Consider the following 26,710-nt stretch of genomic DNA (forward strand, 5'->3'; position numbering starts at 1 on the left):
TATGTCCATCATTACCCTTCGTGCTCGATGACAGGGTCCCCCCGTGCGGCGCATGGCGCACCACCCGCACCCACCAGGCGCGCGTCACCGTCGAGAGCCTGCTCATCGTGATCGCGGATGCGACCCAGTTGCGCGTACTGCTCCAAAACCTCGTCAGGAGTGCCGTGGGTTCGGAACTGACGCCCCCTCGGCCCAGCCGGCCTCCAGCCGTGCCCTCAGGGGTCCTCGGACGGCGGGCACGTTGTACCAGGCGATTGCCCGTGCTGCGGCTCGGCCAGGGGCAGTGTGGCGGTGATGGTGGTGCCTTTGCCTTCGACGGAGTGGACTTGGGTGGTGCCGCCGTGGTTGGTGATGATGGTGTGGACGATCGTCAGTCCGAGGCCAGTTCCTGGGATGGCCTGGGTGGTGGCGTTTGAGGCGCGGAAGAAGCGGGTGAACAGCTGGCGCTGTTCTGCTTCGGGAATGCCAATGCCGGTGTCGCTGACGGTGAGGGCGGCGTGGCCGTCCTGTGCGGCGGCCTGGACGCGGACCTGGCCGCCGGCGGGGGTGAATTTGATGGCGTTGGACAGCAGGTTCATCAGCACCCGGTCGACCTGGTCGCTGTCGGCTTCGCAGATGAGGGGCTGGGTGGGGCAGTCGGTGTCCAGGTGGACGGAGGCCGCTTCCGCCGCGGGGCGCATGGCGTCGAGCGCTGAGCTGATGAGGTGGCGCAGGTCGACCGGTGCCTTGTGGGAGGTGTATTTGCCGGATTCGATGCGGGAGAGGGTCAGCAGGTCCTCGATCAGGGCGCGCAGGCGGTGGGCGTTGCGGTTGACGACTTCGATCATTTGCTGCTGGGGTTCTGTCAGGGGGCCGGTGTCTTCGTCTTTGAGGAGTTCGAGGTAGCCGGTGATGCTGGTCAGGGGGGTGCGCAGTTCGTGGGAGACGGTGGAGATGAAGTCGCTCTTGGTCCGGTCCAGGGCGCGCAGTTCCTGCACCAGGCGGGTCTCCTTCTCATACAGTTTCGAGGCGTGCAGGGCGCGGGCCACGCTCGAGGCCATGGCCTCCGCCATTTCGATCTCCACCCTCTGCCAGGGGTGGTCGGGGCGGGTGCGGGCCAGGCAGACCGCTCCGATGGGCTCCTCCCCCACACCCATCGGGATGACCACGATGGAGTGCAGGCCCAGTTGGGTGGCTGCGGCGCGGTTGGCCGCCGGCAGACCGGTCCGGGCGAATTCGCCCGGTGCCCCCGGCACCGGCGTGGTGTCGGTGAGGTAGCGGGGCAGGTCGGGCACCGTCCAGGTGGTTCCCTGACGGTAGTGCTCGCGCACCACGTCCGCGGGAATGGGGGGCAGTGCCCGCTGACGCTCGCCGGGCAGCATGCCCTCCCGTGCCGACCAGGCCCGGGCGACGGGAACGACGTCAGGGTCGTCGTCTTGCATGAGGAGGGTGAAGACGTAGTCGGCGTCCAGGCCCTGGCCCATCCCGGTGCAGGCGGCGTCGAGGACGTCGTCGACGTCGAGGCGCTCACGGATGCGCACGCCGAGCTGCCGGACGGTCTCCGACAGCCGGTAACGTTCCGCCTCGATGCCGCGCAGCCGGTCGGACTCGTCGGCCAGCTGGTTCACCGAGCGGGCCACCGCCCGGATCTCCGCGGGCCCCCTCTCAGCGGCCCGCGCGGCGTGCTGGCCGCCGGTGAGCCGGCCCAGGGTGACAACAACCGATCTCAGCGGCCCGACCACGGTGCGGGTAGTGCGCCGCGCGGTGTAGAGGGCGATGGCCACAGCTGCGATGAGCAGGGCACCGAGCGCCGCAGCGCCGGCGGTGACGATGGTGTCGGCACGCCGCTGCAGCCGCTTGGCCTCGCTGACCAGCTGCTGCTCCAGGCGGTGGTTGGTCGCCTCGAACCTTTCGAAGCGCCGGTTGGCCTCACGGGTGAGGTGGGCCGCCTGGTCGCTGCGCGGGGAGGCCTGCGCCTGCTGGTCGGTCACGCGCAGGTAGGTCTGGAGCTGCTGGTCCTGCCGGTTGAGGTTCTGCTCGGGTTCGCCGGATGTGTGGCGTCGGGCATCGGAGAGGATCGCTGGATAGCCTGCGCGTGCCCGGCGGTAGTCGGCCAGCAGCTCCTTGTCGCCGGTGAGCAGGTAGCCGCGCATGGAACGCTGCATGTGGGCGGCCTGGTTGTGCAGGTGCGTGTTGTCGAGCAGAGCCGGCTGGACCCGGTCGATGATCTGATCCTGGGTGGCCTTCTCCAGGAAGGCCCCCGTGAGGGCACCGGCCCCGACCAGGAGGATCAGACCGGTCGAGACACCGAACGCGAGCGCAAGCCGCCGCTCGACACCCTTGCTTTTCCAGCGGCCCTTGCTGGTCACGAGCGGTCTCCTCCAGTCGCGCGGCATGGTGCGGGCTGCATCCCCGCGTTGATCAGCTATCGGTCGGGGCCAGGACGGCCCGCACCCGCTCGGTCAGCTCCCGCAGCGTGAACGGCTTGGTGAGGTAGTCATCGGCCCCTGCCGAAAACCCGGCCGCCACATCCCCCTCCTGCGTGCGGGCAGTGAGCAAAACCACCCGAAGCTTCGCGGTCGCCGGATGGGCCCGCAGCTCGCGCAGGACCTCCAGGCCGCTCATCTGTGGCATCACGACATCCAGCAGCACCACATCCACCTGCGCCTCGCGCACCGCCCGCAACGCCGCCGGACCGTCCGCCACGGCCGTCACCTGGTGACCGTTCTTGGCCAGCTTGATAGCCACAAGCTCGCGGACGTCGGGATCGTCGTCCACGACCAGCACGCAGGCCACTACTCCCCCTGCCGCTGCTCGGAGGCCTCATAGGAGTCGACCATCCGCCTCACCGACGCCGCCCCGAACGGCTTGGCCAGCAGCTCCGTCGCCAGATCCACCAGATCTTCAGGGTCGAGTACGGAGGAGATGACCAGATGACACCTACGGGTCCGCTCATCCATGCGCAGCCGCCGCACCACCTCCCGGCCATCAATACCCGGCAGCAGAATGTCGATGATCATGATTTGCGGCGGATCCGCGAACGCCAGCTCCAGCCCCCGCTCACCCGTCTCCGCCACACTCACCCGGCAGCCCAGAGCGGACAGATGCCGCTGCAGCAAAGCACCGACATCCCGATCGTCCTCGATCACCAGGACATGCGGAGAGGTCATCACATTCCCATCACCCGAGATCACCACTCGGATATTAGCGGCAATGCACCTGATTCCCACTGAAGAACGCAAATGGCGTATATATGTCCAAATATTCGGCGACCGCGTTCCGGATCGGCGCCTCTGTCCGGAATCACATGTGCGCCTGACGGAGCGCCGGGTCGGCCGGCCGCGCCGCACTGACGGTGCCGTCGCGGTCACGTCGCGGCTCGGTTGAGCAGCGCGGTGAACCCGGCTGGACAGCTCGCGTGGGCTGAACGGGAAAGGGCGCCCAGCCAAGGGCGCCCTCTGGGCGTCGCTGCGCGATGGGGCGGCGCCCCACTCTGGCAGCCCGCCCTGTCCCGATGATGACTGGCTGGCTGCCGGACGGCCCCAGTCCTGTGGCGACCGCGCAGCTGGCCGCTGTGGCGTGGACCTGACTGAGGAGAGAACCCCAGCACCTGGCCCGTTTCGGGTTCGCCGGGCAGGGCGCAACCGATGACAGCCCGTGTCCGCGACACCCGGGTGCGGCCTATGCGCCAGGGCGGCGTTGTGGCGCATGGACAGACGACGCGTCACGCATTCGGGTGATCGGGTCACCAGGCCCTGTCGGGCTTGGGTTTTCCTGTGTCAGTCTCCTGACAGCGATTTGGTTGTCATGTGCAACGCTCAACGCCGCGCACCGGCGTCATCTGGGGCGCGTGCCGTTTGCGCATGCGGACTGCGGCCCGCCACATGCATTCCCCCCCCAACGAAAGGCAAGTCCACCTATGATCAGATTAGCCCTGCCTTTGCGTAGTGTGACCGCTCTTGCGCTTGCCGCTGTCGGACTGGTCTGCGCAGGTGTCGCCGCCTTTCCCGGGAGGGCCGACGCCGCCCAAAGCGCGGCGGTCACCCAACCCGTCGTCGGCCAGGCGCTGTTCGACGACTTCAACTACACCGGCTACACCGATCCGCGGATCACCCAGCGGGGCTGGACCTTGAAGTCCGGTCAGGGCGGGCCCGGTGTTCCGGGTGCCACCTGGCGCCCGCAGGACATCACCTTCGCCACTGAGTCCGGCAACTCGATCATGAGTCTGCGCTCCGGCAGCAACGGCACGGCCTCCGGCACGACGCAGACGGAGATTTACCAGCAGCGCAAGTTCCACCGCGGAACCTATGCCGCGCGCGTCCAGTTCAGCGATGCGCCGGCGTTCGGACCGGACGGTGACCGCATGGTGCAGACGTTTTTCACCATCACGCCGCTGAACTACCCCATGGACCCGGACTACGGCGAGCTGGACTTCGAGTATCTGCCCAACGGCGGGTGGGGTATCCCGGGCAGCGCTCTGCTTGCCACCTCGTGGGAGACGTACCAGGAGGACCCGTGGCAGTCCGTCGCCATCACCACCCAGGAGCGTGCCAGCTTCGCCGGCTGGCACGACCTGGTCATCACGGTCGACACTGAGCGCATCAACTACTACATCGACGGCAGGCAATTCGCCTCGCACACGGAGCCGTACCTGCCCGAGACGTCGATGGGTATCCGCTTCAACCACTGGCTGATCGACCTACTGGGCACGAACAGCAAGAGGTCGCGCGCCTACGACCAGAGCGTCGACTACGTGTACCACCTCAAGGACCAGGTGCTGACTCCCGCCCAGGTACAGGGCGTCGTCAACGACTATCGGGCGCGGGGGGTGTCATTCGAGGACACCGTCTGAACCGGCGGTCGCGGCAACGTCGTTCAGGCGACGTGTGCCGCGCCGTCCGTGCCGGCGATCGGCAGCCGGGCAGTGATCGTGGTCCCCCGCGGCGACGGACCCTACGACCCGGGAGCCCGGCGTAACGGCTGCGCTGCTTCCTGAACCTGCGCGAGCTGCCCGACTCATAGCGCTGCGAGCTCCCGTTGACCAGCTGTGGTCGGGGTCATGGTCAGGTTGGGGTTGGGTTCCCTCCAGTTGGTGACGCTCAGGAGAGCTGTCCACGCCGGGGCCGGGGCGCGAACCGTCACCCTGGCCCCGGCGTCCCGCCCGGGTGGCGCGGTGGCTGCGAGACCCGTTCCGCTGTGGGACCTGGTGACTCCCAGCCATTCGTCGGGCTTGCCCCGTCAGGTCCGGCGACGGAACAGGCCGCGCCGGAGCTTGCCCGGCTCCTGGTCGTGGTCGTCCCCCGGCTCCGGTGGTGCGGTGGCCTGGACGCGGACGGCTTGGGCAGCGGCTTCCCTACAGGTGAGGTAGGCGGCGTAGCAGGGGCGGCGGCACATGGACGGGTTGCCGGCCTCCCAGGCGTACCCGGGTGTGGTGATCTCCTCCCAGCGCTGGTCGGTGAACTTCTGCCCGCAGCGCGTGCACACCGGCCGCCGCGCCTCCCGTTCGGCAGCCATCCCCGCTTCGCCTCCGCGTCGGCCCGGTCGGCATGGCGGCGAAAGAGGGCGTCGCCGTAGAGGTTATGGAGTGCGGCCGTCAGCGTCCGCTCACCTGTCCGGCCCGGCCGCCGCCACACCGCCGCGTCCACGCCGTGTTCCCGCAGCGCTTCCAGGGTGGTGACGACGACGGGCACGGCCTGGCCGTAGTCAGGGCGGTGATGCTCCAGTCGTAGCTGCCGTACCGTCGCGGCGCCCAGTAACGGCGGCCCGCGCGGCGTAGTAGCCACCGGACGAGACCTCGCCGATCAGTCCGGAGTCCGCGCCCCGTACGCTCGTCGGTCAGCAGGCCGACGTCGACGGAGAGAGCGCATGGCAGCGGACAGGGACGTACGCGGGCTCGCGGCAGAAGCCGACCGAGCGGACCAGCCGGCCGAGAACGCTCCTCCTCGACGCCGTACGGGCCCGATTCACTGGTTTCTGTTCAACAGCGCGTGCGTAGCGGCCTCGGTGGCCCTGATGTGGTTCGCACCGGTGGTGCCCCTGCCGGCCTTCCTACGCGGCCCGGCCTTCATCACCTCAGCGCTGGCGATACCCCTGGCGCTCATCCTGGTGCCCGGCGTCTTGCTCCGCCACGTCACTCACAAGAGGACGCCGAAACTGGCCATCGGGGCGCTCACCGTTGCCCTCCCTGCCGCGATCGTGCTGGCGGTCATCACCCGAGAGGCCGGCGAAGAGCGGGGGCTGGAGAAGCGGGGCCGGTGGACCGAGGCCGTCGTAGTCGACGTCGACAACGGCAAGACCGACGAGTGCACGCTCCGCACCAGCGACGGCCGCGAGATCTCACCTGCGATGACGGACGGCTGCGCCCCGGAAAGGGTTGAGCCGGGCGACACACTTCGCGTGCTGTACGACCCCAAGGGCGCAGTTGGTCCGTTGGAGGACGAGGACACGGAAGCGGACCTGGACCCCGGCGCGTACAAAGGGGTAATCGGCGGCCTGGCAGCGCTGATCGTCGTGACAGGCACGTGGGGCTGCGTACGGGTGAGTCGGGGGGAGAAGTAGACGGAGACATCCCTGGGACACGGCGGTGGGCGGCAAAGGCAGAAGGTACGCGGCTGCATCCGGATGCGTAGCGGCTGGGTGTGTGGGCTGGCTCGTCCGCATCAACGGGGTGCGTTCGAGCGGGGAGATCGCCCCGCCTGGCTGAGGCAGTCGCTTGGGGCATAGCACTCGAACGGCGGCCGACCAGCGTGGAGGGCATGGTGCGTGACGTGGACGCTGCCGGAGCCGATGCTGGGCCGGCCCGTGCCCGATCCCGAACTACGGCCCGGCTGGGCCGCAGAGCCGTGCCCTCCTTCGGCCTCCACACCCTGGTACGCGGCGCGCTCCTCGGACAGGCGCCGGGTCAGCTCGCGGTACTCCTTCAGCGATGTTCCCGCCAGGCGCCGGGATCCGGCCCTTGCCCTGGCTCTCCGCGAGCTTGGCCAGTTGCAGCCCTGCTGATCTGCTGCGCGAACCCGTCACCAGGCAGGGGCGGTTCCACTGGAGTGAACCCGCGGGCAATCCTGCTCGGAGGGCGCCCGGCGGCCAGTTACTCCGACCGCACCACCCGTGTGTACGAGAAGCCCAACCACAGTGGCCGACACGTGTGCGTCACCCGCAGCAGCGGCTCCCTCCAACCACGACCTGCGCGGCTGCAACCTCAACGACAGACCCGCTCCCTGAAGATCAACCGCAACGACTGCGGCTGCCCCTCCCCCACTCCCGCATCCAGGCGCCTGATTCCGCCGCAGCAGTCAGCTCCCGCCCGGCGAGCATCACCGGGAGGGGCTGATCAGCATGCGCGGTCGCGAAGGGCGGCCGCCTACGCGGCGAAACGCTCTGCAGGGCTTCAGCCGAACGATCTTCCGGCTGGGGTCGAACACAGCCACATGGGGAGGTCCAGTTGGCCCTCCGGTCAGGTGTGGATGGCGAGCTTGAATTCGGCGAGCACGAGATTGCGGGCGGCGCTGTCGTTGTGAGAGACGAGCAGCGCGAGGGGCGTGCCGACGGCGGTGAACAGGCCGTGGGCCTTGGTGAAGCACTGCATGCCGGGCGACGGCGGACGGTGGTCGGTGGCCGTCGAGTCAGAACCGGTAGACAGGTTCAGCGGATCGCGGACGAAGCGGTCCCGAAGCTCGGTGTAGGAGCCGTCCCCCCACTGGATCATCGCGTACAGCTGGCCCCAGCCCGCGGTGGAGGGCCAGATCAGGCCGGCGCGGTCGTCCGTGGCCCAGTTGGTGACGGTGTAGCCGTCCGGCTGGGCGGCCTGGTGCATGTTGTGCGCGTCGTACGACTCGCCGGAGCCGAACGGGAAGCGGACGATGTGGTAGGCGCCGTCGGCGGGGATCGACTGCGGAGTGTCGGTTTTCAACGAGCATACGTAGACGGGCACTTGGGCCTCCTATGCCGTGGGCTGTATGACGCGGGTTTGGGCTTCTGTTTAGCATGGGCCATCAACCCTGCAGCCCCTTTCTGCATCCGCATCGAGGGCAACGGCGACACCCCGTTCTGACAGGACGAAGCGGCCCCGCTCCCCTGCCGAGACGCCGCGAGCACCGAGTGCGCACGCCGCGCGAGCGGCGCCTACGAGGCGTTGCGCACGGACGCCGTCGCTGCGACGAACTGGTCCGTAGTTTTGAGGGCTTCGTGGGGGGCTCTTGTCGTCCAGGTCTATGGTCACCGAGCCGCCGGCGATCGCGCCTGGCACCCGGTTGGCCTTGTATCTCAGTGCGGGATCTGGTCCACCGCGCTCCTGGCCGCCGGGCACAGTAAGCGGTCCGTCGCAGGAAGTCTGCCAGGGCCTGGGTTCCCACCAGGTTGACGCCGCGCAGGTCTGGGCCGCAGAGGGCCGTGCCGCACAAATCCATGCCGTACAGCTCGGCCTGCCTGCCAATTCGCGCCCTCAGCTGACGCCCTCAAGTCGTTTCACCGCTTCCAGACGTTGACCTCAGCCGGTCATTTCCGCACGCCGTTCCCGGCCGCCGGGCCGGAGGCACCGGTCGGTTCCCTCACCGCTTCGGGCCATCGGCTGTGTCCGGATGCAGCCGATCAGGGCTTGTGCGACACGACCGACTCCAGCAGCGTGACGGCCTCGGCCAGCCCGGCCCGGCGCGGCAGGCCGGCCGACGTCCGGCCGGCCCAGCCGGGACCGATCGTCAGGACGACTGGTTTGCGGCGCGCCCCGCGCACCCCCCACTCCATCGCGGCGACGTGCTGAGCCAGCGGCCGGCTGGCGGTGGTGCGGGCCTGTGCCCACAGCCCGACCGCGGCCGGTCCGGTCCGGCGTACGGCCGTGACGAGCGACTCCACGGGCAGGGCACCGCCGAACATCCGTACCGGCAGGCCGCGTTCGGCCAGCTCGGCGGCCAGCGCCTCCAGCGGCAGCGTGTGGTTCTCTCCCGGCACGCAGGCGAGCACTGTGGTGGCGCCCGGGCGGTCGGCGACCGCGGAGGGGGTGCTGCGTCGCAGCGCGCCGGAGACGTGCCAGGACAGGAAGTGCTCGACCTCGACGTACTTCTCGCCCGAGCTCTCCCACTTGCGGCCGACCGCCTGGAGGGTCGGCGTGATCACCTCGGTCCAGGCGGTGACCAGCCCGTGCTCGTCGATCGCGGCTTCGAGCAGCTCGTCCAGTGCGGCGGCGTCGAGGCGCAGGGCAGCACGGGCGATGCCCTTGCATTCCTGACGCACGTCCCCCAGGCGTAGCCCGCTGCCCGCCCGGCTGCGAGCTCGCACGGCGGGCGCGGTGCCGCGTCGGCGGCCGGCCGGGCCGGGACCGCTTCGGGCGGGGCACCGCCGCGCACCATGCGCGCCGCCTCGGCGGGCGCCATCACCGAGGTAGCCAAGACCGCACAACGCGAAGGATGGCAGATCAGCAACGACCCCCCTTTTCTTCACCGGCGAACGCCTCTGACACAACGCCCACACTCCAACGCCCTGAACAAGGTAAGAGCGTTCTCAAGGTGGCCCAGCTGCTCGGCAGTGAGGTCGAGGGTGCGCTGTCATGCCGAGTGCCGATCGCGGCTCGGAGTCGGCATGCAGGAGCGGGATGAGGAGTTGCTCCGGCATCGCGGTCTGTTGGTGCGCCACGATGTCGTCGTAGAGTGCGCGGCCGTTGCGGCGCGTGGCGACCTGGCCTGGCAGCACACTCACCATCGGGGGCCCGTGACGACGCCCTCCGATGGCGCTTCCGGGCCCTAGCTGCTACCAGGGGACACCCTGCGCCGCAGCCGTGACCAAGGCTGCGGCCCGGACGCCGCGCCAGTGATCCGGGACGGCGTCCGGGCAGGCCAAGAGCGCGTGCTCGGAACGGACAGCGCGCATTCGGCGATCGAAGGCGGGCGTGATAACCGCACCACGCGGATCAGTGCGCCGTCTCGGCCATATCGCAGGTGTGGCACACCACCCTGCGCGCCGGGATACGGCCGTACGAAGCGCCCATGCCGATCTGGCGGGTGACCTGTGCCTGGCGTACGCGGGCGTGGTTCTCGCAGGTGGCCAAGCCGCAGCGCGAGCACACGCCGATACCAGTGGTGTCGCTGCGCGCCTCCTGGAGGCAGTCGTAGCACCTCATGTCCAACTCCGATTTCAGTAGGGGCCGGGCGTGGTGGCCAACACCAACGAACCCACACAGGCCACACGCACCTTCTCAGGGAGCTTGAAACTAAGCCCAAAATTAGACATTGTCAAACCTAGGATTTGATCGATCGTGCAGAAGCAGCTAACACCTGGTCGACGTCGAAGCGCCCTCCGCACCCGTGTGGACTGAACGGGCTGCAGCCGGGCCGGAGCGCCCGGCGTCTCAACCCGCACCAAGGCACCCTCGGCGACTTGCAAGCCGGCCGTGCAGAGAGAAGCCCCCCCGGCCGCGCGGCAGTTGTGTGCGGGCTGCCATTGGGCGATGCGGCCTGCCCGTCACCTACCTGACGACACATACGTTGATGTCGAGCAAACCGTCGACACCAACCAGGACGTGCCGGAGGAAAGCCTGGGACGCATTCATGGACTGGCACGACACATACACCAAGTGAGGTTCACAGATCCGGGTCTTCACCCGCTTGAGCTCTGACCGTTCGTAGTCAGCAAGGGTCCAGCCCGAGAGGTCGATGCAGTGCAAGTACCCGTGCCAGTGCAGCCTTTCGCCGCCCGATACCGGATCCGGCATGAGCTCCATGGAAGGGATTCGCCCGTCCAGCGGCGGGCGAGCGTGGGTCCGGCGATGAGATCAGTAGGTCGATGGCGTAGTGCGCTGCCGCACGGTCGCAGTCCCTCAAAGGCCGGGCCGTCGCGCCAGATTGGCGCACACGACCAGCGCGTGCGACAGTCGGCAGTGTCCCGTGCGGACAGCACTCCATGGGTGGTGCCGGAGGCCAGGGCACCGACGGCGTCGGCACGAGCGGCTCGGCCACAGGCTGGCCGCGTCGATGACGAGGAATTCCGCCCAACCGTTGGCGCTCCTTCGAGCCGGTACATGCTCGGCAGCCACCGTCGCTGCGCACACTCCCGGGCGCCTGGGCATCCGCAGCGACGTACAGGCGTCGGCGCGCCGGTGGTGGTGGCTGGCACCACGGCGAGGGACTGCGCGAGTCCCGTCCCTGCGCCGCCGAGGGTGTCGGTGAGGACGTCGATCGCGTCAGGGACGCCCTCAGCGGCCGCCGTGCTCCAGCCGTCCACGCCCGCGAGGTCCGCGAGGTGGCACGCAACCTACGCGGCCTGTTCGGCGCTGCCTTCTTCGCTCCGGACCGGTCGGGCGGACAACTCCATGACCAGTCAACGACCGTCCGCTCGCAAAAGATCGGCGAGCAGTTTCACCGACTGCGTGACGCGTGGTGACATCGGAGGCGAGTCAGGCGCCCAGCTGCGGGGATCCTTGCATGTGCGTGGCCGCAGTTGCCCTCATAGCCTGGTATTGCTCGCGGTAGCCGCGGCCTCAGGCTGGGAGAATCCCTACGTCAACATGCCGTGGTGTGGTGCAGCCAGCGCTGGAGGGTGGCGTTGATGCTGCCTGACAGGGCGCTGAGCTGGTCGATGGCGTCGCGGTCTTCCGGAAGGGGCGGGATGCCTGCTGCGGTCAGGGCCGCATGCAGTTCCAGACGTCGCCGGTCGCGTGGCTCGAGAGTGAAGCTCAGGCGTTGCGCGGGGCTGGGCGGCGGCAGCAGGTAGTCCGTGTCCTGCTGCTCCCCCGCCGCGGCCGGCCAGACGGGCTCGGTACCGTCGACGGCGTAAGGGTCGGCAAAGGCCTGAGGTGAGTGGCACTCAAAGGCGTTGAAGGTCACGTCGGTCTCCTTACCGGCAGCTTGCGAATCTGCATCATCAGAGCCGCGTAAGGCCCGGACCGGTTGCAGCGGAGGCCGGATGTCACGCCGACGGCGCCATCGGCAGCTCATCACCTGATTCGACCAGCCCATCAAGCGCAGCGCCACGCCCGTCCCGACCACAGATGATGCGGTCGGGCCGACTTGGACACCCCGAACAGTGGCGCAATGTGGCGCAGCGTCAGAAGCCGACGTGCTGTCACTCTGCCCCTCCCCCGGCCGCCTTGCTGTTCACCTTGCTCACCCACGGCCGAGAGAGACCCTGCCCGACGAGGCGTCAGTTCGCCGTGTGTTCGTTTCCTTCTCCGCGGGCGCGCTGCGCGCGGAGCTCCGCGCCGTCGAGGAACAGGCCGATCGCGGTCTCGAACTGGTCCTCCTCGTCGATTTCCGCGAGATAGGGCGACCTGTGCCAGGTTCGGGTACCGCTGCGGCGAGGCCGTCAGGTACTCACGGCGCCAGGCAGCCGGTCGCCTTCCTGAGCACCCTTGTCCAGCACGGTGAAGGAAGCCTCGAAGGCGCTGGTGGCGAGTGCCATATCGGCCAGGGTCCGGTAGTACGAGGCCGCTTCACGTCCCTGGAAACCGGCTTCGAGCAGGGCGCCGATGACCACGTCGGCACGCGTGTTCGTCTGAGGCGACGGCCGCCGTGGGGCCCCGCCGTACGGGAGGCGTTCATGACCATCCACAGCGTTCGCACCGGCGCCGGCAACGACGCAGCGCGCGCCTGGCCGGCCTCGCTGGCCGAGTCCGGCCATTACGCCGAAGACCTCTGGGCCGACTGGCCGCCAGCCGCTGGGCTGCGCCCCCCGAACGCGCCCGGGTCGAGTGTCCCCTCGCTGCCCAGAGGCTCCCTTCGCTGCTCCGGTGCTCGACACGGCACCCGAGTGCCTACCAGTTCTGAAGAGTGCCGTCTGGGCCCTGCGCAGCACCACCAGCTTCGAAGACGCGATACGCGCGGCGATCGACCTCGGCGGTGACACGGACACCGTCGCCGCGGTGACCGGAGGCCTCGCGGGGGCGTACCACGGGCTGAACGCAATCCCCCCGGGCCCAGCCGCTCCATGTCCCCCTCCCAGGCTTCGACGGACGAGTGCTGCACCTGACAGATCTGCTCTACCTGGCACAGCGCGGCGCCGGTGTGGACCTCTGCGTCGTGGCGGGTGGACGCGGCGCAGCCGGTGGGGTCGGTCAGGCCGGGCGGATGGCGCCTCTGATCGCCGACTGGCCGGCGTAGAACACCGACTCCTCTCGGATGAGCGCTCCCGGACCCGGGGCGTGAATCATCATGCCGGCGCCGCTCCAGATGCCGACGTGGCCGAGGTCGTCGTGGAAGAAGACCAGGTCTCCGACCCGGACGTCAGCGAGCGGGACCTGCACTCCCGCTTCCCACTGGGCCCGGGTGGTCCGGGGAAGCGTGACGCCGGCGGCTTTCCACGCGGCCTGGGTCAGACCGGCGGCATCGTACGATCCCGGCCCGACCGCGCCCCATACGCAGGGCCGGCCGATCTGTGCTCGGGCGAAGGCGACCACCCGCTCGGCCTGGGTGCTGTGGCCGGCGTCCGGCGCCGGCCAGGATCCACCGTGGACATCGGGTGTGAAGGTGGTGGAGGGAGTTTCGGCAGTCGCTGTCGGTGCGGCTGAAGCGGGTGCGGTGGTCGGCTCGGCGGGCTCTGCCGCAACTGGGGTTGCCGCCAGGGCAGATGCGGGGATGCCCGGCAGACCGGCGCCATAGGTCGCGGTGGTCATGTCGGCCGGTGGACCGGCGGCGTAGTAATCGGTGGGCTCGGCTGACAGAGCCGTGGTATACGGTGCGGTCGCGTCGCTTGCCGGAGCAGCAACGTACGTGTCCCACCCGCCCGTTGGAAGGTCCGCATGGTGAGTAGCCGCGGTGGGGTGCGAGACAGTGGGCAGCTCCGCGGCGGACTGCGGGCCGGGCAGTTGGCTGGGGCCCGGGGCGGGCGCCGGTGCGGGCTCGTACAACGGCCCCGCCGCCACGTCGCCGAGGACTGGCTGTGCACCAGTCCGCCAGGCGCTCTCGTCCCGCCGGGACTCGCCTGCCGCAACCGGTGCGACGCGGCTGTCGGAGAGCTCCGGGAGGAATCCGGTGGTCGGTGCCTGAGCTGATCCACTGGTCAGCTCCCCTGCGACACCGGTGGGCGCCTGGGGCGCTTCGAGAGCGCGGGGTTGGGCGGGACGTTCCGCCGGGCGCACGGGTCGTGCTGCCTCGGGCGCGCGGTCGGGACGGACCGGCAACCTCCTGTCCGGCAGCGACGCGGGCACGGTCGGGCCCAGCTTGGCACGGGCGGCGTCGAACCACTGCCGGGCAAATCCGACCACGGGTTCCGTGTCCCCCTGGGGCCGGCTGCGGGCGGACGCGCCCCGCTGGCGCGGGATCGCAGCGGCGCGGGTCGCGTTGAAGGTACCCGTGTCGCTCTCGGCCCGGTCGTAGAGGCTGTCGATCCACCGCCGGACTTCGTCAGGGCTCGGCCCCTCGCTGTCATTCGCCAACGCGGTAACCACCAGACTGCGAGAGCCCGGCCTCGACAGTGAAGGCCTCCGGCGCAAGGGAGTTGGCCTTGCTCGCGAAGGCGGTCACTTCCGGGCGCGAGGTTCGTTCCGACGCCATGGAAAGGGGCGCTCCTTCCGTTCGAGAGCGCACGAAATCACCTGCCTATTGGTGGAAGTCGTGCACGCAGTGGCCAACTTAGCCAACTTGTGAGCCTTCCGTGAAGATCGAAGCCCGAAAACGCCCGATAGGATTCTTTTGTCTGTGCGTTACAGGCCGAGTTGGTCGGCTACTGCTGGCGGCAGGTGAACGCCGCCATGAGCAGGGGGTGTGACGCAGCACACCTCCAGCGACCGATGACTCCGTTCGTGTCCCTCGGTCATACCAGCGACAACACCGAAGTCGCACAACGGACAGACAGGATGGCTCACATGACCACCACCGTTAAGGGCCCTGCCAGCTACTTCCCTTCCATCGAGAAGAAGTACGGTCGCCCGATCGCCGAGTGGAAGGACCTGATCCGCTCCTCTCCTCTGACCAAGCACATGGAACTCGTGAACTGGCTCAAGGCCGAGCACGGGCTGGGCCACGGTCACGCCAATGCCCTCGTAGCGCACACTCTCGCCGAGCGGTCCGGCAACTGAGCTGCTACGCACGGGAGCACGTCACGCGGGGTTGCGCTCTCACGCCGTGACCGGTTGAGTCGGGACCGCCCCTCGCCTCCCCTGCTGCGCAGCCCGAGTGCCTTCCGAAGGAACGGTGAAGAGCCGGCTGCACAACGCCGTGGCGGCGCTCGGCCAGCGGCTTTGGGACATGGAGGTGATGTGACGTGACCAGCCAGAACGAGCGGAAGAGGCCGTGGTACGCGACGCCCCGCGCATGATCGGCGACGAGGCCGACAAGCCGGACCCGGGCTCCGCTCGCGCCCCTGAACCGATTCCGCTGACCGAGCCGCGTCGCCGGCGCCGGGCTGTCGCCGCATCACTCGCGGCGGCCGCGAGCATCGCCGTGACCCTGTCCGTCATGAACGGAACCTCCCCGAACACCTCGCGCGAGGCGCAGAACGTACGCGGGCAGGCGCTCACCGAGTGGATCGCGTGCGCCGGCACCATCGCCGTCGGCGACGTTACCGAGGTCCACCCGTCCAGCAAGGGCCGTATCAGTGTGGCCTTCGCCGTTCAGGAGTGGATCAAACCGTCCGGCGGTGACGAGAGGATCAGCCTTGACCTTGTCGATCCGCGTGTGGCCGAGGCTCGCCCGCCGATGGAGAAGGGGCAGCGCCTGCTGATCGTGGTGCCCGAGCGTGCAGACCAGGAGGCGTCCACGTTTGAGGGCGCCCGAATCGCCCGGTACCGGTCAATGATCAGGGAGGCACTCAACAGAGCCGGGCGCGAGACGTGTCCTTCACCATGGGGCCGTACCGGCCCATAACGCCCGGACTCTGCGGACGCGGTCACCCCGAGGACATGAGCCTCTGCCGCAGGGAGTCGTTGTCGTCGTGGTGTACGACCTCCTCGAAGCGCAGCCGCAGACCGTGTTTGTCCAGCAGTTCCCCCACGATCGCGTCGAGCTGTTCGCGATGCTCCTTCGTCCGCGCCTGGAGGTACGCCTCGCGGACGTCTGCGGGCTCGTCGGCGAGCACCTGGTCCATGCGCTCGCGGATGTATCGCTTGAGGTTGATGTGCTCCATGAACACCTCACTCACCCCCGCGTCGACGAGCCGGCCGAAGAGGTCGTCCAGGATCTCGGGCCGGGTGGCGAAGTGGGGCAGGAGCGGGCCGACGAAGGCGTAGGTGGGGATGCCTGCCTCTTTGAGTTCGGCCAGGGTGCGCAGGCGGCGGGAGGCGAGCGGGGCGCGTACCTCCAGCCAGCGGCTGACCTTGTCGTCGGTGGTGGTCACGGACATGCCGACCTCGGCGCGGGGCAGGCTGGTGAGCAGGTCGATGTCACGGGTGACGACGGGTGACTTGGTGAGGAAGCGGACCAGGCCCGGATACTCGACCCTCTTCAGTTCGCGCAGGATGCCGCGAGTGAGCCGGTACTTCGTCTCATGGCCCTGGTAGGGGTCGGTGACCGAGCTGAGCAGCATCGTGCCCCGGCGCTTGTCCTCCGGCATCTTGGCCAGCTCCTTGCGGGCGAGCTCGACCGCGTTCTTCTTCACGTACAGGTAGTCGCCCCACTCCTGCACCGATCGGCCGAACTGCCGCCCGGCGAAGCTGGCGAAGCAGTAGGCGCAGCCCAGCACGCAGCCGGTGTAGGGGTTGATGACGTAGTCGTTCGACGGGGTTTTCGACTTCTGGATCAGGGTCTTCGCCTGGATCTCGACCGGCTCCATGACCGTTTCCTTCCTGCTGACCCGGCTGTCCGCGTCCGGGACGCCGGGTTCCTGTGCTGTCCAGAGGCCGGCCGGCTGGGGACCGCAGAACCCATACCCATGGAACAATAATCTTTGGAAGTTGCTTCCATGGAATGTAAATGGTTTGCTGGACACCGGATCGGCTCGGGGCCCCCGCCCGCCTGGAGAGCACCACTTCGGCGTGTTCTCCGTACCCGCCGCCTGATCGTTTCCGCAGGGCCGCGTCTTCACCGTTCACCGCTTGGAGGTTCCCGATGTCCGCCGCCAGCGCCGCAAGCGAAGAGATCCCCGTCCGTGTCCACGGCGGTCCGACGTCCGTGATCGAGTACGGCGGGCTGCGGTTCGTCACCGACCCGACCTTCGACCCGCCGGGCGAGTACCGGATGCCGCTCCCCGGCGACCACAAGCTCGTCAAGACCGAGCCGTCATCCGTCGCCGCCGCCGACCTGGGCCGCGTCGACGCCGTTCTGCTCTCCCATGACGAGCACGACGACAACCTCGACAACGCCGGCCGTGCCTTCCTGCCGGACGTGCCCGAGAGCGCTGAGCAAAGCGGCCCTACGGCGGCACCGTCACCGTCACCGGCCTGCCCGCCCGGCACGGCCCCGTCGGCTGCGAGCCGGTCACCGGCGACGTCGTCGGCTTCATACTCACCTCCGACGACCTGCCTTCGGTCTACGTCAGCGGCGACACCGCCGCCCTGGAGCACGTCGAGGAGATCGCCGAGAGGTTCGCCCCGGTGGACACCGCGGTCCTCTTCCTCGGCGGTGCCCGTATGCCTTTCGCCTTCGACGGTGCCCTGCTCATCCTCGACAGCGCTCAGGGCGCCGAGGCCACGAAGCTGCTCGGCGCCCGCCGGGTCGTCCCCGCCCACTTCGACAGCTGGGCCCACTTCAAGGAAGGCCGCCACGAGATCGAGGCCGCGTTCACCGCCGCCGGCCTGGCCGACCGCCTCGACTTCGCCCGATAACCACCATCGCCGTAAAGCACCCGTGGAAGACCCCGTGGAGGAAGCACCATGACCGACGCGAACATCGACATCGCCCGCACCTATTTCCGGGCCGTGCAGACGGGAGACATGGCCACCCTCGGCGAACTCCTCGACGAGGCGATCGTCTGGCACCAGCCCGGCGCCCACCGGTTCTCCGGCGAGCACAAGGGCCGTGACGCCGTCTTCGCCATGCTCGGCCGGATGATGGAGACCAGCCGGGGCACCTTCGCCATCGACGAGATCCACACGCTCATGGGCAACGGTGACCTGGTCGCCGCCACCATCCACTTCAGCGGCCGCCACGACGGCGCGTCGATGAGCATGGACGGCGTCGACCTCCTGCGCATCACTGACGGCATGATCACCGAGATGTGGCTCTTCTCCGGCGACCCGGCCGCCGAAGACGCATTCTGGGGCTAGACGTCTGGGTGTCCGAGGCCGAGTCGGCTTCGGACACCCACAGGAGACGACGGCTGCCGCTGCAGGGAGACTGTGTTCACCCGGCCCCGCCCCATCAGCCCACGGGTCAGCGCTTCGGCGCCCGCATGCCGGGCGCCGGCGTCTGCCCGGCGGCCTTCCGCTCCGCGTCCAGAGCCCTTCCGGCTGCCCGCAGCGTGCTGAGGACCGCCGTCACCTCGCGCACGGACCGCTCGGGGATCACCGACCCGATCCGCAGCTCCAGCTCTTCCTCGAAGACCTTCAGCGCCCCGTCCACCAGCTTCCGTCCCTCGGGCGTCAACTCGACGACCGAGGAACGGCGGTCGTTCGGATTGGCCCGCCGCTCGCACAAGCCCGCCGCCTCCAGACGGTCGACCACCTTGCTCGTGCCGCCCACCGTGATCGAGAACTCTTCCGCGATGTCCTGGATCCGCGGCCCGGGCCGACGCAACAGCAGGTGCAGCACCTCGAACGAGGTCAGCGGCAGGTCGTACTCGGCCCGCAGCCGCCCCTCGATGCCGGCCCACAGCTCGATCTCCAGCGAGACCAGCTCCCGGTACAGCTGCTTCAGGTCAGCGTCCACGATCACTCATCTTCCGAAGAACTATCTTCCGTAGATGATTAATTGTAGGTCACCGGTACCAGGGCTCGATCAGGTGTCACGGAGGACGTGGGCTTCGGCGGTCGGGGCGGCGGTGCGGAGGCTCCGCGCCAGGGTGGGGATCATCACCGCCGCAGGGACGAGGTGCAGCCCGAGGAGGGCGGTGATGGTGGCGGTGTTTGCTCCGGAGACGAGGGGCGGGACCAACGAGATCGTGGTCAGCGACACTGCCGTCCACACGAATCGTCCGGCGGGGCGAGCGCTCCAACGAAGAAGAGCGACGGCGATGACGATGCCCACGACCGAGAGGAAGCCGGTCACCACGGCGAACCCGGACAGCGGGATCGTCTCGCCGCCATCGGGGACCTCGAAGTCGACGCCGGCGGCCCTGGCAAGCGCAGCGGCGAGAGTGGTGGCCACCATCGCCGCGAGCGTGGCGATGAAGCCGGTGCCGACGAGCCCGCGGAGTCGGTGGGTGGGGCTGGTCTGGCCCGATTCCGGGACTGCGCCGACCCCGGTGTCATTCCTTCTGGTCATGCCGTTCCTCCGTCATTCGACAGCCGGCGTACATGCGACGGCCGGGATTGGCCGAACGCGTCGTACATTCCGCCGCGACCACCGCGGCACGCGCGCCACCGCGCGGCGCGAGCGTCCGCACCGGGCCTACTGCGTGCCGTCCGCCGGCAGACGCTCCGGCAGTCCGAGCCGCGGGAACTGGTCGTCGTGGAAGGTGACGATCTCGGTGATCGCCTCGCCGGTGACACGCAGGACGTCGATCGTCAGCGGCAGGTAGGCGCCCTCCCGGTCCTGCCAGAGGTAGAAGGCGACGGCGGGCTGCCGGTTCACGGAGGTGGGGACGGCGCGCAGGCCCTTCATGCCCTCGAAGCCGTTCTCGACCCAGTCGTTCACCACCGCGTCGCGGCCGACGTACAGGCCTGGCGTGGGCGGCATCGAGCAGCGGACGTCGTCCCGCAGCATCGAGGCGAGGGCCGGGATGTCCGTGGCCACGCTGGCGTCGGTGAAGCGGCGCACCAGCTCGCGCGTCCCGGCGTCCTGCTCGCCGCCGGTCCAGTCCTGCCGCTCGGCGGGCAGGTGCTCCCGCATGCCGGCGCGGGCCCGCTGCAGGGCGCTGTTCACGGAGTTGACGGAGTCCCCGAGGAGCTCCGCGACGTTCTTCGCCGGCCAGCCGAGCACGTCCCGAAGGATCAGCACGGCCCGCGGGCGCGGCGCGAGGTGCTGGACTGCGACCAGGTACGCCAGCTCGATCGTCTCCCGCGCGACGGCGACGGTCTCCGGCTCGTCCGCGTCGCCCGCGGGCAGCTCGTCGAGCAGCCGGTCCGGGTAGGGCTGCAGCCACAGCACCTCGCCGCCGGTCGCGGGCTCCGGGCGGCACTTGGCGAGCAGGTCCAGGCAGGCGTTGGTGGCGATCCCGTACAGCCAGGCCCGGAACGTCGACCGCCCCTCGAAGGTCTCCCGTCGCCGCCAGGCACGGAGGAACGTCTCCTGCACGGTGTCCTCGGCGTCCTCGAACGACCCGAGCATCCGGTAGCAGTGCACGTGCAGCTCCCGCCGGTGCCGCTCCGCCAGCCCCGAGAACGCCGGCTCGTCGATCTCGCCCAGCCCGCTCACGCCCAACTCCTCCAGCCGCGTGTCCGCACTCATCACGTCATCCTTCCGCCTCGTCGTGTCCCGTCGTAGGTGTGACGGGCGCGGGCACGAAAACTCATCACTGGGGTCGATCGGCACGGCCGAGCGCTGGAAGGAACGCGAAGCCGATCAGCGCCGGCAGGCCGAGGAGGACGCCGAAGGCGAGGACCTGGCCGCGAGCACTCACACCACTCGCTGCCGCACCCGCACCCGCTGCCGTCCGATGGCGATCTCGGGAGCGTCAGCTTGGCTCCGCGCGTTTCGGCAGGTCCTGCCCGTGCCCGGAACTGTGGCTTCCACCACGGCGGATGTTGTCATGTCCTGGTGAGATCACCGAATGCTCGGTTTCCTCCTGCGTCTCCTGCCCTTCTGGGTCCGCGAGCCGCTGCTCATCGCGGTCGGGTCCGTTCTCGGCGTACGCATCATGTATCTCGCCGTCCGCGATCACGATCGGGTCGCGGCCGGTCTCGGCGTGGCATTCCTCGTGTTCACCGTCATACGCCTCTACGCGGTGGTCCGGGCCCTGCGCACACGCCGGAACCCGGTTCCGGCAGCCTCCGCAGACGGGGCGACGGTCGATGCTGCCGCTCCAGTCCAAGTCCAGGCCCAAGCCCCGGTCCCGGCCCCAGTCCAAGCCGGAACTGGGACACGTCCCGGACCGGGCGCTCCGGAGAAGGAGCCCAACGCATGGGGCCAGGCCGTCGCGGCCGTGGCCGTGTTCGGGGCAATCGCGGCCGCGCTGTGGTTGGCCCCGCGCGTGCTACCGTCCGACGACAGCTCCCCGCAGCCCGCCTCGTGTTCAGCCGGGGACGACGAGGAACTGCCGAAGGCCTACAAGCAGACGCCCCAGCCCGTGACGGGTGAAGAGCTGTGCAAGGCGCTCAACCGGCCGGACCTGGCCAAGCTCCTCGGAACGCCTGGAGAGACCGCGACCACCGCTTCCGGCACCAGCAACACCGCTCCCCTGACGGACGGGAAGGTCGCCCAGCCGGAGGCCGAGGTCGCGTTCGGCACGTACACCGTGAACGTGTCGGCCACTTACAACAAGTTGTCGACCGGCCAGTACGTGAAGCTGATGAAGTTCGGGAACGAGAAGGACGTCAAGACGCTCTCCGTTCTCGGGCGGCCCGCGGTCTTCTCCTCGGATCACACCATGCAGTTCGAGATCGATCTCGGGAGTGGCGGATCCGGCGGGCCGGTCGAACAAGGTCCCCTGGCCAGGACACTGTCCGTGGCCCTCGACCGTGATGACCGGGGCGGCTACTACGAAATCACCGTGTGGAGCCCATCCGGAGCCCTCCCGGACGACAGCGCTCTCCTCGACATCGCTGAGAAGGTCCTTCCGACGATCTCCTGACGGGCTGTCCGACAGGCCTGGCAGCGCGGGATAGCCCACGAGGTGCGCGGAGTTGGGCCGGGGCGGTCACAGCTGCGTCGTCGGCGAGGTCGTAGTCGGGGAGGCGGGTACTGTTCGGCGCCCTTCGATCATTCTAGGTTCCGGATCATTCGCTACCTGCCGGCAAGGGTTTTGGGCGTGACAGAGGTCGTGCTGTTCCCTCACGTGCAAGGGCTGACTCCCGGAGTCGCCGCCTTCGCCGACGAACTTCGCGCGGCCGGCCACACCGTCCACACACCTGACCTGTTCGAGGGGCGTACTTTCCGCTCCCTCGAGGAGGGTCAGGGCTACGTGGAGCAGGTCGGGTTCGGCGAGATCACCGAGCGCGGCGTCCGCGCGGCCCAACTGCTGCCGCAGGGCGCCGTGTACGTCGGTTTCTCGCTCGGTGTGCTGCCCGCCCAGAAGCTGGCGCAGACGCGGGCGGGCGCGCGGGGCGCGCTCCTGTTCCACGCGTGCATCCCCGTGTCGGAGTTCGGTGGGGCATGGCCTGACGGTGGGCCGGTGCAGGTGCATGCGAAGGAAGCCGATCCGTTCTTCGCCGAGGATATCGACGCCGCCCGCGCGCTCGTCTCCGACCGCGCTGACGCGGAGATGTTCCTCTATCCCGGAGACCAGCACCTGTTCGTGGACAGTTCGCTGCCGTCCCACGACCCGGACGCCGCCAAGCTTCTGACCCGGCGGGCGATCGAGTTCCTCGGCTCACGCTAGGGGCTGTCCGGGGTGGCAGACCGGTCTCCCCCTGGGGGGCGTCGTGGGGGAACGCAGCCCGACCGGTTCCTCCCAGGACTCCCCTGGCTGAGTGACCGGCTCACGACCGTATCGAGTGCTCGTCGGGGGGTGTGGGCCAGAACTGGAGGACGTGTTCCTCTACCTCCTGGGCGGCAATGAGGAGGCGGCTCTTCCAGTGGTAGGGCGGCTCGAGGCCGTGCCTGCTGAACAAGTCATCCGGCGGCGGGTCCTGGAACATGTCGTCGGGGTCGGTTGCCGTCGTGAAACAGGCCGGGGTGCCCATGGCCGTGCAGGTGAAGGGCTCGGTGTGCCTCCACTGCCCGGGCAGTGGCTCGGGCTCCTCGTCGTAGACCAGGAAACTGATCTTGACCGGCGCCCACTCGCTCGCCCCCGCGGTGATGGTCAGGCAAGTGTTGCCGGGGGTGGTGGTGATGCGGGTGTCGGGGGTCGCGGAGGGCAGGGCGATGCCCTCGGGTTCTCCCAAGTCCACGACGTAGAAGGCGTGGTCCAGTGCGGCCAATGCGGTGTATTCGTTCACCGGCCGGATCTGGGGCATGGGCGTTGCCTTCCTCGGTCACGGGGGCGGACCAGGCAGCCGGCATCCAGCTCGGCAACGTCTACTGCGGCTTGGTGGCGATCTGGATCAGGTTGCCGCAACTGTCGTCGAAGACGGCGGTGGTGACGGGGCCCATCTCCAGGGGCTCCTGGGTGAAGCGGACTCCGAGACCGCGCAGGCGCTGGTACTCCGCCTTCACGTCGTCGACGGCGAACTGGGCGAGCGGGATGCCCTCCTCGACGAGTGCGTCGCGGAAGGTCTTGACGGCCGGGTGGCCCGCGGGCTCCAGAAGGAGTTCGGTGCCGTCGGGCTCTTCGGGTGAGACGACGGTCAGCCACCGGTCCTTCTCCCCCACCGGGACGTCGTGCTTCTTCACGAAGCCTAGGATCTCGGTGTAGAAGCGCTCGGCCTTGGCCTGGTCGTCGACGAAAACGCTGGTCAGGTGGATCTTCATGGGGTGCTCTTCCCTGGTCCGGACGTATCGGTCATCAGCCATCGCTCGGCGATCTGCCGCAGCGGGCCCGTGTTCAGCTCGTGGAACTTGTAGCGGCCCTCCCGCCGGGTCTCGACGAGCCCGGCGGCCTCCAGCACGGCGAGGTGCTGGGAGACCGCCTGGCGCGAGATGCCGAGCTGGTGCTTCATGCTCAGTCGGGAACAGATCTCGAACAGCGTCTGTCCTGACTTCTCCGTGAGCTCGTCGAGGATCGTGCGGCGGGTGGGGTCGGCCAAAGCTTTGAAAAGGTCATCGGCCACGCCCACACGATAGGCAAGTATTCACTTGCGTATCAAGTGGACGCGCACGTGTCGTCCCCCGCAGCCGGGCCGGCCGTAGGCTCGGGCGCCCGGTGCGGCTCAGTGGGTGATGTCCATGCGCTGCGTGCCGATGACCGACAGCAGCCGTAGCGCCTCTTCGGAGGACGAACCCGGGGCCGCTGTGTAGATCACGACCTGCTGGTCGCGGTCGGTGATGTCGAGGACGTCGCAGTTGACGGTGACCGGGCCGACCAGCGGGTGCTGGAAGGTCTTGCACAGGGTGGGCTCGGCGGACACATCGTGGGACTCCCACAGGCGGGTGAACTCTTCGCTTCCGTCGAGGAGTTCGGCCACCAGCTCAGCCACCTCCGCGTCGTCGGGGTAGCGGGCGGCGGCGGCGCGCAGCCGCTGCGTCGATCTGCGGGCGAACGCGTCCGCGTCCGACACCCCGTACAGCCGCTGCCCGTGCGTGTGGGGCCCGAGAAAGACACGGCGGACAAGATTGCGGTCGCGGCGCGGCAGGGCGGAGAAGTCCTCCATCAGGGCTGCCGCCAGATCATTCCAGGCGAGTACCTCGAGCGTCGCGGACGTCACGGTCGCCGCGGCCTGCGGCAGTCGGTGCAGCAGGTCGAGGATGCTCTGCCGTACCTCGCGCGAGGGCCCGGACGACGGGTGCGGCGGGGCACCGGCGAGGTGGTGGAGATGGTCGCGCTCGGCATCGGACAGGCGCAGGGCCCGTGCCAGTCCGGCCAGCACCTCGTACGACGGGCGCGGTGCCCGTGCCTGCTCAAGCCGCGTGTAGTACTCGGTCGAGATGAACGCGAGGTGCGCCACCTCCTCGCGACGCAGTCCCGGGGTGCGGCGGCGTGGGCCGACGGGCAGCCCGGCCTCGGCAGGAGCGATCCGCTCCCGTCGGCTGCGCAGGAAGTGCGCCAGTTCTTTTCGGTCCACCCGCCCAGTGTGTACGGACGTGGGCCGCCCAGCCAGGTACCGCTGGTGCCTGGCTGGGCTTCGCGGACGGGCGCAGGCTCGCGGCCATGGACAACACACCTACCACCGGCACATCCACCGCCCCTGCCGCCCTGGGCCTGCTGGCCGGCAAGGTCGCTTTCCTCACCGGTGCCGGGCGCGGCATCGGAGCCGCCGCGGCCCGGCTCTTCGCCCGCGAGGGGGCACGGGTGCTGCTCGCGGCCCGGACGGAGGCCCAGCTGAAGGCGGTGACCGAGGAGATTCGGGCGGCGGGTGGCACCGCGGAGTACGTGGTGTGCGACCTGGCCGACGCGGGAAGCGTGCGCACCGCCGTGGATCACGCCCTGGAGCTGTACGGCCGGCTCGACATCGCCTTCAACAACGGCGCGACGATCCAGCGGCCCGGCCCCATGGACCAGATGCCGGAGGCCGACTTCGACCGCGTCTACGACGTGAACCTCAAGGGCGTCTGGCTGGCCATGGTCGCCGAGATCGCCGCCATCCGAACCACCGCAGGCACGGGCGCCATCGTCAACAACTCATCCGTCGGCAGCCTGATGGGCAACCCCGAACTGCCCGCCTACGGCGCGATGAAACGGGCGGTCAACAGCCTCACCGAGTCGGCCGCCGTCACCTACGGCCCGGAAGGCATCCGCGTCAACGCCATCGCCCCCGGCCAGACACCGACCGAGATGATCCGCACGTGGGAAGAGGGATCACCGGGTCTGCGCGAGCGCCTCACGGCGCGCACTCCGCTGCGCCGCGCGGCCGACCCGCAGGAGATCGCGCAGGCCGCCGCCTGGCTCCTCAGCGACCGCGCCTCCTACGTGACGGGCACGGTCCTACGGGTTGACGGCGGCGCGCGGGCCTGAGCCGACGGCGGGCGCGCGGGCCTGATCGGGGGACGCCGCCCTGTTCACAGCCACTGGCCCCAAAGTGGTGCCTGCGGTGGCCATCCAGGGCTCCCGGCGAAGTCGGTGCCGGGCTCCGCGGGCTCCATCAGACGGCCGACGCCGGGCGTCTCGACCACGGCTACGGGGATCGCAGGACCGACCGATGGCCACGGGCGGATGCGACCTCGGACGTCGTCGCCCGGTTGCCGTGGCGGTTGTTACTCCTGGTACTGCGTGAGGTCGATGCCGTACACCGCGAGGTCGTGGCCGTGGACCGGGTCCGGTGCGGTGCCTTCCGCCTGCATGCCGAGTTTGTCGAGGACGTTCGCGGAGGCCCTGTCGCCCGTCCGGCACACGGCGACCACACGGTCGAGGCCGCGGTCCTGCAGTGCGAACTCCAGGGTGGCGTGCGCCGCTTCGGAGGCGTACCCCTGGCCCCACAGAACCCGCCCGAGTCGCCAGCTGATCGCCACCTGGCCGGCGACCTCGGCCGGCGTGTCGGCCACGGACAGGCCGACGGCGCCCGCCAACTCACCCGAGCCCAGGAGCTCGACCGCGAACATCCCGAATCCTTCCTCGTCCCACTCCTCTTCCCAGGCCTCGATGTCCTCGGCGGTCTGTTCCAAGGAGCGCGGCCTGCCGTCGCCGACACCCCGCATCACCACCGGGTCCGCCTGGATCTCGGACAGGGGGACGAGGTCGTCGTCAAGCCAGCGGCGCAGGAGGAGACGGGGGGTGCGGATCTCGGTCATCGTCCCATCCTGCCGATACGGCGGTGGGAGCGCGAACCGGGGAGCCGGATCGCGGCGGTTGCCGGAGGCATCCTGCCCCGGCGCATCGAGGCGCTGCGGTTGTACGGGGTGGTACCGCTGAGCGGGTACTGTCTGGTCACACTTGGGCGGACCGGCGGCGACCGGTTCACGGCGGACTTCCGGCTGTGGGCCGACGACCGGTCCGTCGTCGCGGACGCCATGGGTGTGGAGTTCCGCCACGTGCCCCCCGGGACCGTGGAGGAGCCCTTCGACCGCCCTCTGCCGAGGCCGGCGCC

28 protein-coding genes and 2 pseudogenes are annotated in these 26,710 nt (G+C 69.3%); 11 read left to right on the top strand and 19 right to left on the bottom strand.

The window, feature by feature from the left end; all coding sequences use genetic code 11:
* Window positions 1-215: 215 nt before the first annotated feature.
* Genes AC07F0_RS28065 through AC07F0_RS28075 form a run of 3 tightly spaced genes read right to left on the bottom strand, consistent with a single transcriptional unit; the run spans window position 216 to window position 3,173 of the window.
* Window positions 216-2,348 (bottom strand): ATP-binding protein, encoded by a 2,133-nt coding sequence (locus tag AC07F0_RS28065; RefSeq protein ID WP_478982878.1) that lies wholly within the window; start codon window positions 2,346-2,348, stop codon window positions 216-218.
* Window positions 2,349-2,400: 52 nt separating this feature from the next.
* Complete coding sequence (locus AC07F0_RS28070; RefSeq protein WP_478982879.1) at window positions 2,401-2,766, bottom strand: response regulator transcription factor; 366 nt, start codon at window positions 2,764-2,766, stop codon at window positions 2,401-2,403.
* A gap of 8 nt (window positions 2,767-2,774) precedes the next feature.
* Entirely contained in the window at window positions 2,775-3,173 is a 399-nt protein-coding gene (locus AC07F0_RS28075) for a response regulator (protein ID WP_478982880.1), read from the bottom strand.
* Window positions 3,174-3,898: 725 nt separating this feature from the next.
* On the opposite strand from AC07F0_RS28075, the gene AC07F0_RS28080 reads away from it, so the two are divergent.
* Entirely contained in the window at window positions 3,899-4,831 is a 933-nt protein-coding gene (locus AC07F0_RS28080; RefSeq protein ID WP_478982881.1) for a glycoside hydrolase family 16 protein, read from the top strand.
* A gap of 386 nt (window positions 4,832-5,217) precedes the next feature.
* On the opposite strand, the gene AC07F0_RS28085 is transcribed toward AC07F0_RS28080, so the two are convergent.
* Window positions 5,218-5,493 (bottom strand): hypothetical protein, encoded by a 276-nt coding sequence (locus AC07F0_RS28085; RefSeq protein WP_478982882.1) that lies wholly within the window; start codon window positions 5,491-5,493, stop codon window positions 5,218-5,220.
* A 351-nt stretch (window positions 5,494-5,844) separates the two neighbouring features.
* Between AC07F0_RS28085 and AC07F0_RS28090 the strand changes: the two genes are divergently transcribed.
* The gene (locus AC07F0_RS28090) at window positions 5,845-6,537 is read left to right on the top strand and encodes a hypothetical protein (protein WP_478982883.1); all 693 of its coding nucleotides are present in this window, start codon (window positions 5,845-5,847) and stop codon (window positions 6,535-6,537) included.
* Window positions 6,538-7,432: 895 nt separating this feature from the next.
* On the opposite strand, the gene AC07F0_RS28095 is transcribed toward AC07F0_RS28090, so the two are convergent.
* From AC07F0_RS28095 to AC07F0_RS28115, 5 genes are all read right to left on the bottom strand, one after another.
* Window positions 7,433-7,909 carry a hypothetical protein gene (locus AC07F0_RS28095; RefSeq protein WP_478982884.1) on the bottom strand — a complete coding sequence of 159 codons (477 nt, stop codon included), beginning with the start codon at window positions 7,907-7,909 and terminating at the stop codon, window positions 7,433-7,435.
* Window positions 7,910-8,565: 656 nt separating this feature from the next.
* Window positions 8,566-9,204, bottom strand: coding sequence for a B12-binding domain-containing protein (locus AC07F0_RS28100; RefSeq protein WP_478982885.1), 639 nt, complete (start codon window positions 9,202-9,204; stop codon window positions 8,566-8,568).
* A gap of 673 nt (window positions 9,205-9,877) precedes the next feature.
* Window positions 9,878-10,087, bottom strand: coding sequence for a DUF2180 family protein (locus tag AC07F0_RS28105; RefSeq protein WP_344456402.1), 210 nt, complete (start codon window positions 10,085-10,087; stop codon window positions 9,878-9,880).
* 1,378 nt (window positions 10,088-11,465) lie between these two features.
* On the bottom strand, window positions 11,466-11,789 hold the full coding sequence (locus AC07F0_RS28110; protein WP_436726125.1) for a hypothetical protein: 324 nt from the start codon (window positions 11,787-11,789) through the stop codon (window positions 11,466-11,468).
* A 478-nt stretch (window positions 11,790-12,267) separates the two neighbouring features.
* Window positions 12,268-12,438 (bottom strand): hypothetical protein, encoded by a 171-nt coding sequence (locus tag AC07F0_RS28115; RefSeq protein WP_478982886.1) that lies wholly within the window; start codon window positions 12,436-12,438, stop codon window positions 12,268-12,270.
* A gap of 280 nt (window positions 12,439-12,718) precedes the next feature.
* On the opposite strand from AC07F0_RS28115, the pseudogene AC07F0_RS28120 reads away from it, so the two are divergent.
* Window positions 12,719-13,061: pseudogene (locus AC07F0_RS28120) on the top strand (ADP-ribosylglycohydrolase family protein); the annotation flags it as partial.
* Here AC07F0_RS28120 and AC07F0_RS28125 read toward each other — a convergent pair.
* Window positions 13,016-13,573: a C40 family peptidase gene (locus tag AC07F0_RS28125; RefSeq protein WP_478982887.1), complete on the bottom strand. Its 558-nt coding sequence runs from the start codon at window positions 13,571-13,573 to the stop codon at window positions 13,016-13,018. The pseudogene AC07F0_RS28120 and the gene AC07F0_RS28125 sit on opposite strands and share 46 nt — an antisense overlap.
* Before the next feature lie 1,191 nt (window positions 13,574-14,764).
* Between AC07F0_RS28125 and AC07F0_RS28130 the strand changes: the two genes are divergently transcribed.
* Both AC07F0_RS28130 and AC07F0_RS28135 read left to right on the top strand, forming a co-directional pair.
* Window positions 14,765-14,977 carry a DUF4287 domain-containing protein gene (locus AC07F0_RS28130; protein WP_478982888.1) on the top strand — a complete coding sequence of 71 codons (213 nt, stop codon included), beginning with the start codon at window positions 14,765-14,767 and terminating at the stop codon, window positions 14,975-14,977.
* 235 nt (window positions 14,978-15,212) lie between these two features.
* A complete protein-coding gene (locus AC07F0_RS28135; protein WP_478982889.1) occupies window positions 15,213-15,764 on the top strand; it encodes a hypothetical protein in 552 nt (183 codons plus the stop codon).
* A gap of 22 nt (window positions 15,765-15,786) precedes the next feature.
* On the opposite strand, the gene AC07F0_RS28140 is transcribed toward AC07F0_RS28135, so the two are convergent.
* Window positions 15,787-16,668 carry an SPL family radical SAM protein gene (locus AC07F0_RS28140; RefSeq protein ID WP_478982890.1) on the bottom strand — a complete coding sequence of 294 codons (882 nt, stop codon included), beginning with the start codon at window positions 16,666-16,668 and terminating at the stop codon, window positions 15,787-15,789.
* 275 nt (window positions 16,669-16,943) lie between these two features.
* On the opposite strand from AC07F0_RS28140, the pseudogene AC07F0_RS28145 reads away from it, so the two are divergent.
* A pseudogene (locus tag AC07F0_RS28145) lies at window positions 16,944-17,659 on the top strand (MBL fold metallo-hydrolase).
* A 48-nt stretch (window positions 17,660-17,707) separates the two neighbouring features.
* Window positions 17,708-18,100: a nuclear transport factor 2 family protein gene (locus tag AC07F0_RS28150; RefSeq protein WP_478982891.1), complete on the top strand. Its 393-nt coding sequence runs from the start codon at window positions 17,708-17,710 to the stop codon at window positions 18,098-18,100.
* A 106-nt stretch (window positions 18,101-18,206) separates the two neighbouring features.
* Here AC07F0_RS28150 and AC07F0_RS28155 read toward each other — a convergent pair whose 3' ends face one another.
* The 3 genes from AC07F0_RS28155 to AC07F0_RS28165 form a co-directional block, all read right to left on the bottom strand.
* Window positions 18,207-18,701, bottom strand: coding sequence for a MarR family winged helix-turn-helix transcriptional regulator (locus tag AC07F0_RS28155; protein ID WP_478982892.1), 495 nt, complete (start codon window positions 18,699-18,701; stop codon window positions 18,207-18,209).
* A gap of 69 nt (window positions 18,702-18,770) precedes the next feature.
* Window positions 18,771-19,256: a DUF6069 family protein gene (locus tag AC07F0_RS28160; RefSeq protein WP_478982893.1), complete on the bottom strand. Its 486-nt coding sequence runs from the start codon at window positions 19,254-19,256 to the stop codon at window positions 18,771-18,773.
* A gap of 126 nt (window positions 19,257-19,382) precedes the next feature.
* The gene (locus AC07F0_RS28165) at window positions 19,383-20,381 is read right to left on the bottom strand and encodes an RNA polymerase subunit sigma-70 (protein WP_478982894.1); all 999 of its coding nucleotides are present in this window, start codon (window positions 20,379-20,381) and stop codon (window positions 19,383-19,385) included.
* Window positions 20,382-20,703: 322 nt separating this feature from the next.
* On the opposite strand from AC07F0_RS28165, the gene AC07F0_RS28170 reads away from it, so the two are divergent.
* Together AC07F0_RS28170 and AC07F0_RS28175 are read left to right on the top strand one after the other, a co-directional pair.
* Window positions 20,704-21,723 (top strand): DUF6215 domain-containing protein, encoded by a 1,020-nt coding sequence (locus AC07F0_RS28170; protein WP_478982895.1) that lies wholly within the window; start codon window positions 20,704-20,706, stop codon window positions 21,721-21,723.
* Window positions 21,724-21,900: 177 nt separating this feature from the next.
* Complete coding sequence (locus AC07F0_RS28175) at window positions 21,901-22,470, top strand: dienelactone hydrolase family protein (RefSeq protein WP_478982896.1); 570 nt, start codon at window positions 21,901-21,903, stop codon at window positions 22,468-22,470.
* Between the two features lie 100 nt (window positions 22,471-22,570).
* On the opposite strand, the gene AC07F0_RS28180 is transcribed toward AC07F0_RS28175, so the two are convergent.
* The 4 genes from AC07F0_RS28180 to AC07F0_RS28195 all read right to left on the bottom strand — a co-directional run bounded on the left by AC07F0_RS28180 (window position 22,571) and on the right by AC07F0_RS28195 (window position 24,751).
* Window positions 22,571-23,047, bottom strand: coding sequence for a hypothetical protein (locus AC07F0_RS28180; protein ID WP_478982897.1), 477 nt, complete (start codon window positions 23,045-23,047; stop codon window positions 22,571-22,573).
* Between the two features lie 61 nt (window positions 23,048-23,108).
* Window positions 23,109-23,501, bottom strand: coding sequence for a VOC family protein (locus AC07F0_RS28185; protein WP_356925029.1), 393 nt, complete (start codon window positions 23,499-23,501; stop codon window positions 23,109-23,111).
* Window positions 23,498-23,800 carry an ArsR/SmtB family transcription factor gene (locus AC07F0_RS28190; protein ID WP_478982898.1) on the bottom strand — a complete coding sequence of 101 codons (303 nt, stop codon included), beginning with the start codon at window positions 23,798-23,800 and terminating at the stop codon, window positions 23,498-23,500. The genes AC07F0_RS28185 and AC07F0_RS28190 overlap by 4 nt, the downstream gene beginning before the upstream one ends.
* A gap of 99 nt (window positions 23,801-23,899) precedes the next feature.
* Entirely contained in the window at window positions 23,900-24,751 is an 852-nt protein-coding gene (locus AC07F0_RS28195) for a helix-turn-helix transcriptional regulator (protein ID WP_478982899.1), read from the bottom strand.
* Between the two features lie 86 nt (window positions 24,752-24,837).
* On the opposite strand from AC07F0_RS28195, the gene AC07F0_RS28200 reads away from it, so the two are divergent.
* Complete coding sequence (locus tag AC07F0_RS28200; RefSeq protein WP_478982900.1) at window positions 24,838-25,641, top strand: SDR family NAD(P)-dependent oxidoreductase; 804 nt, start codon at window positions 24,838-24,840, stop codon at window positions 25,639-25,641.
* A gap of 239 nt (window positions 25,642-25,880) precedes the next feature.
* On the opposite strand, the gene AC07F0_RS28205 is transcribed toward AC07F0_RS28200, so the two are convergent.
* Window positions 25,881-26,414, bottom strand: coding sequence for a GNAT family N-acetyltransferase (locus AC07F0_RS28205; RefSeq protein WP_478982901.1), 534 nt, complete (start codon window positions 26,412-26,414; stop codon window positions 25,881-25,883).
* A 99-nt stretch (window positions 26,415-26,513) separates the two neighbouring features.
* Between AC07F0_RS28205 and AC07F0_RS28210 the strand changes: the two genes are divergently transcribed.
* A partial coding sequence (locus AC07F0_RS28210) for a hypothetical protein (protein WP_478982902.1) occupies window positions 26,514-26,710 on the top strand: 197 nt, incomplete at its 3' end.

This window comes from Streptomyces sp. NPDC045955 (assembly GCF_056430805.1).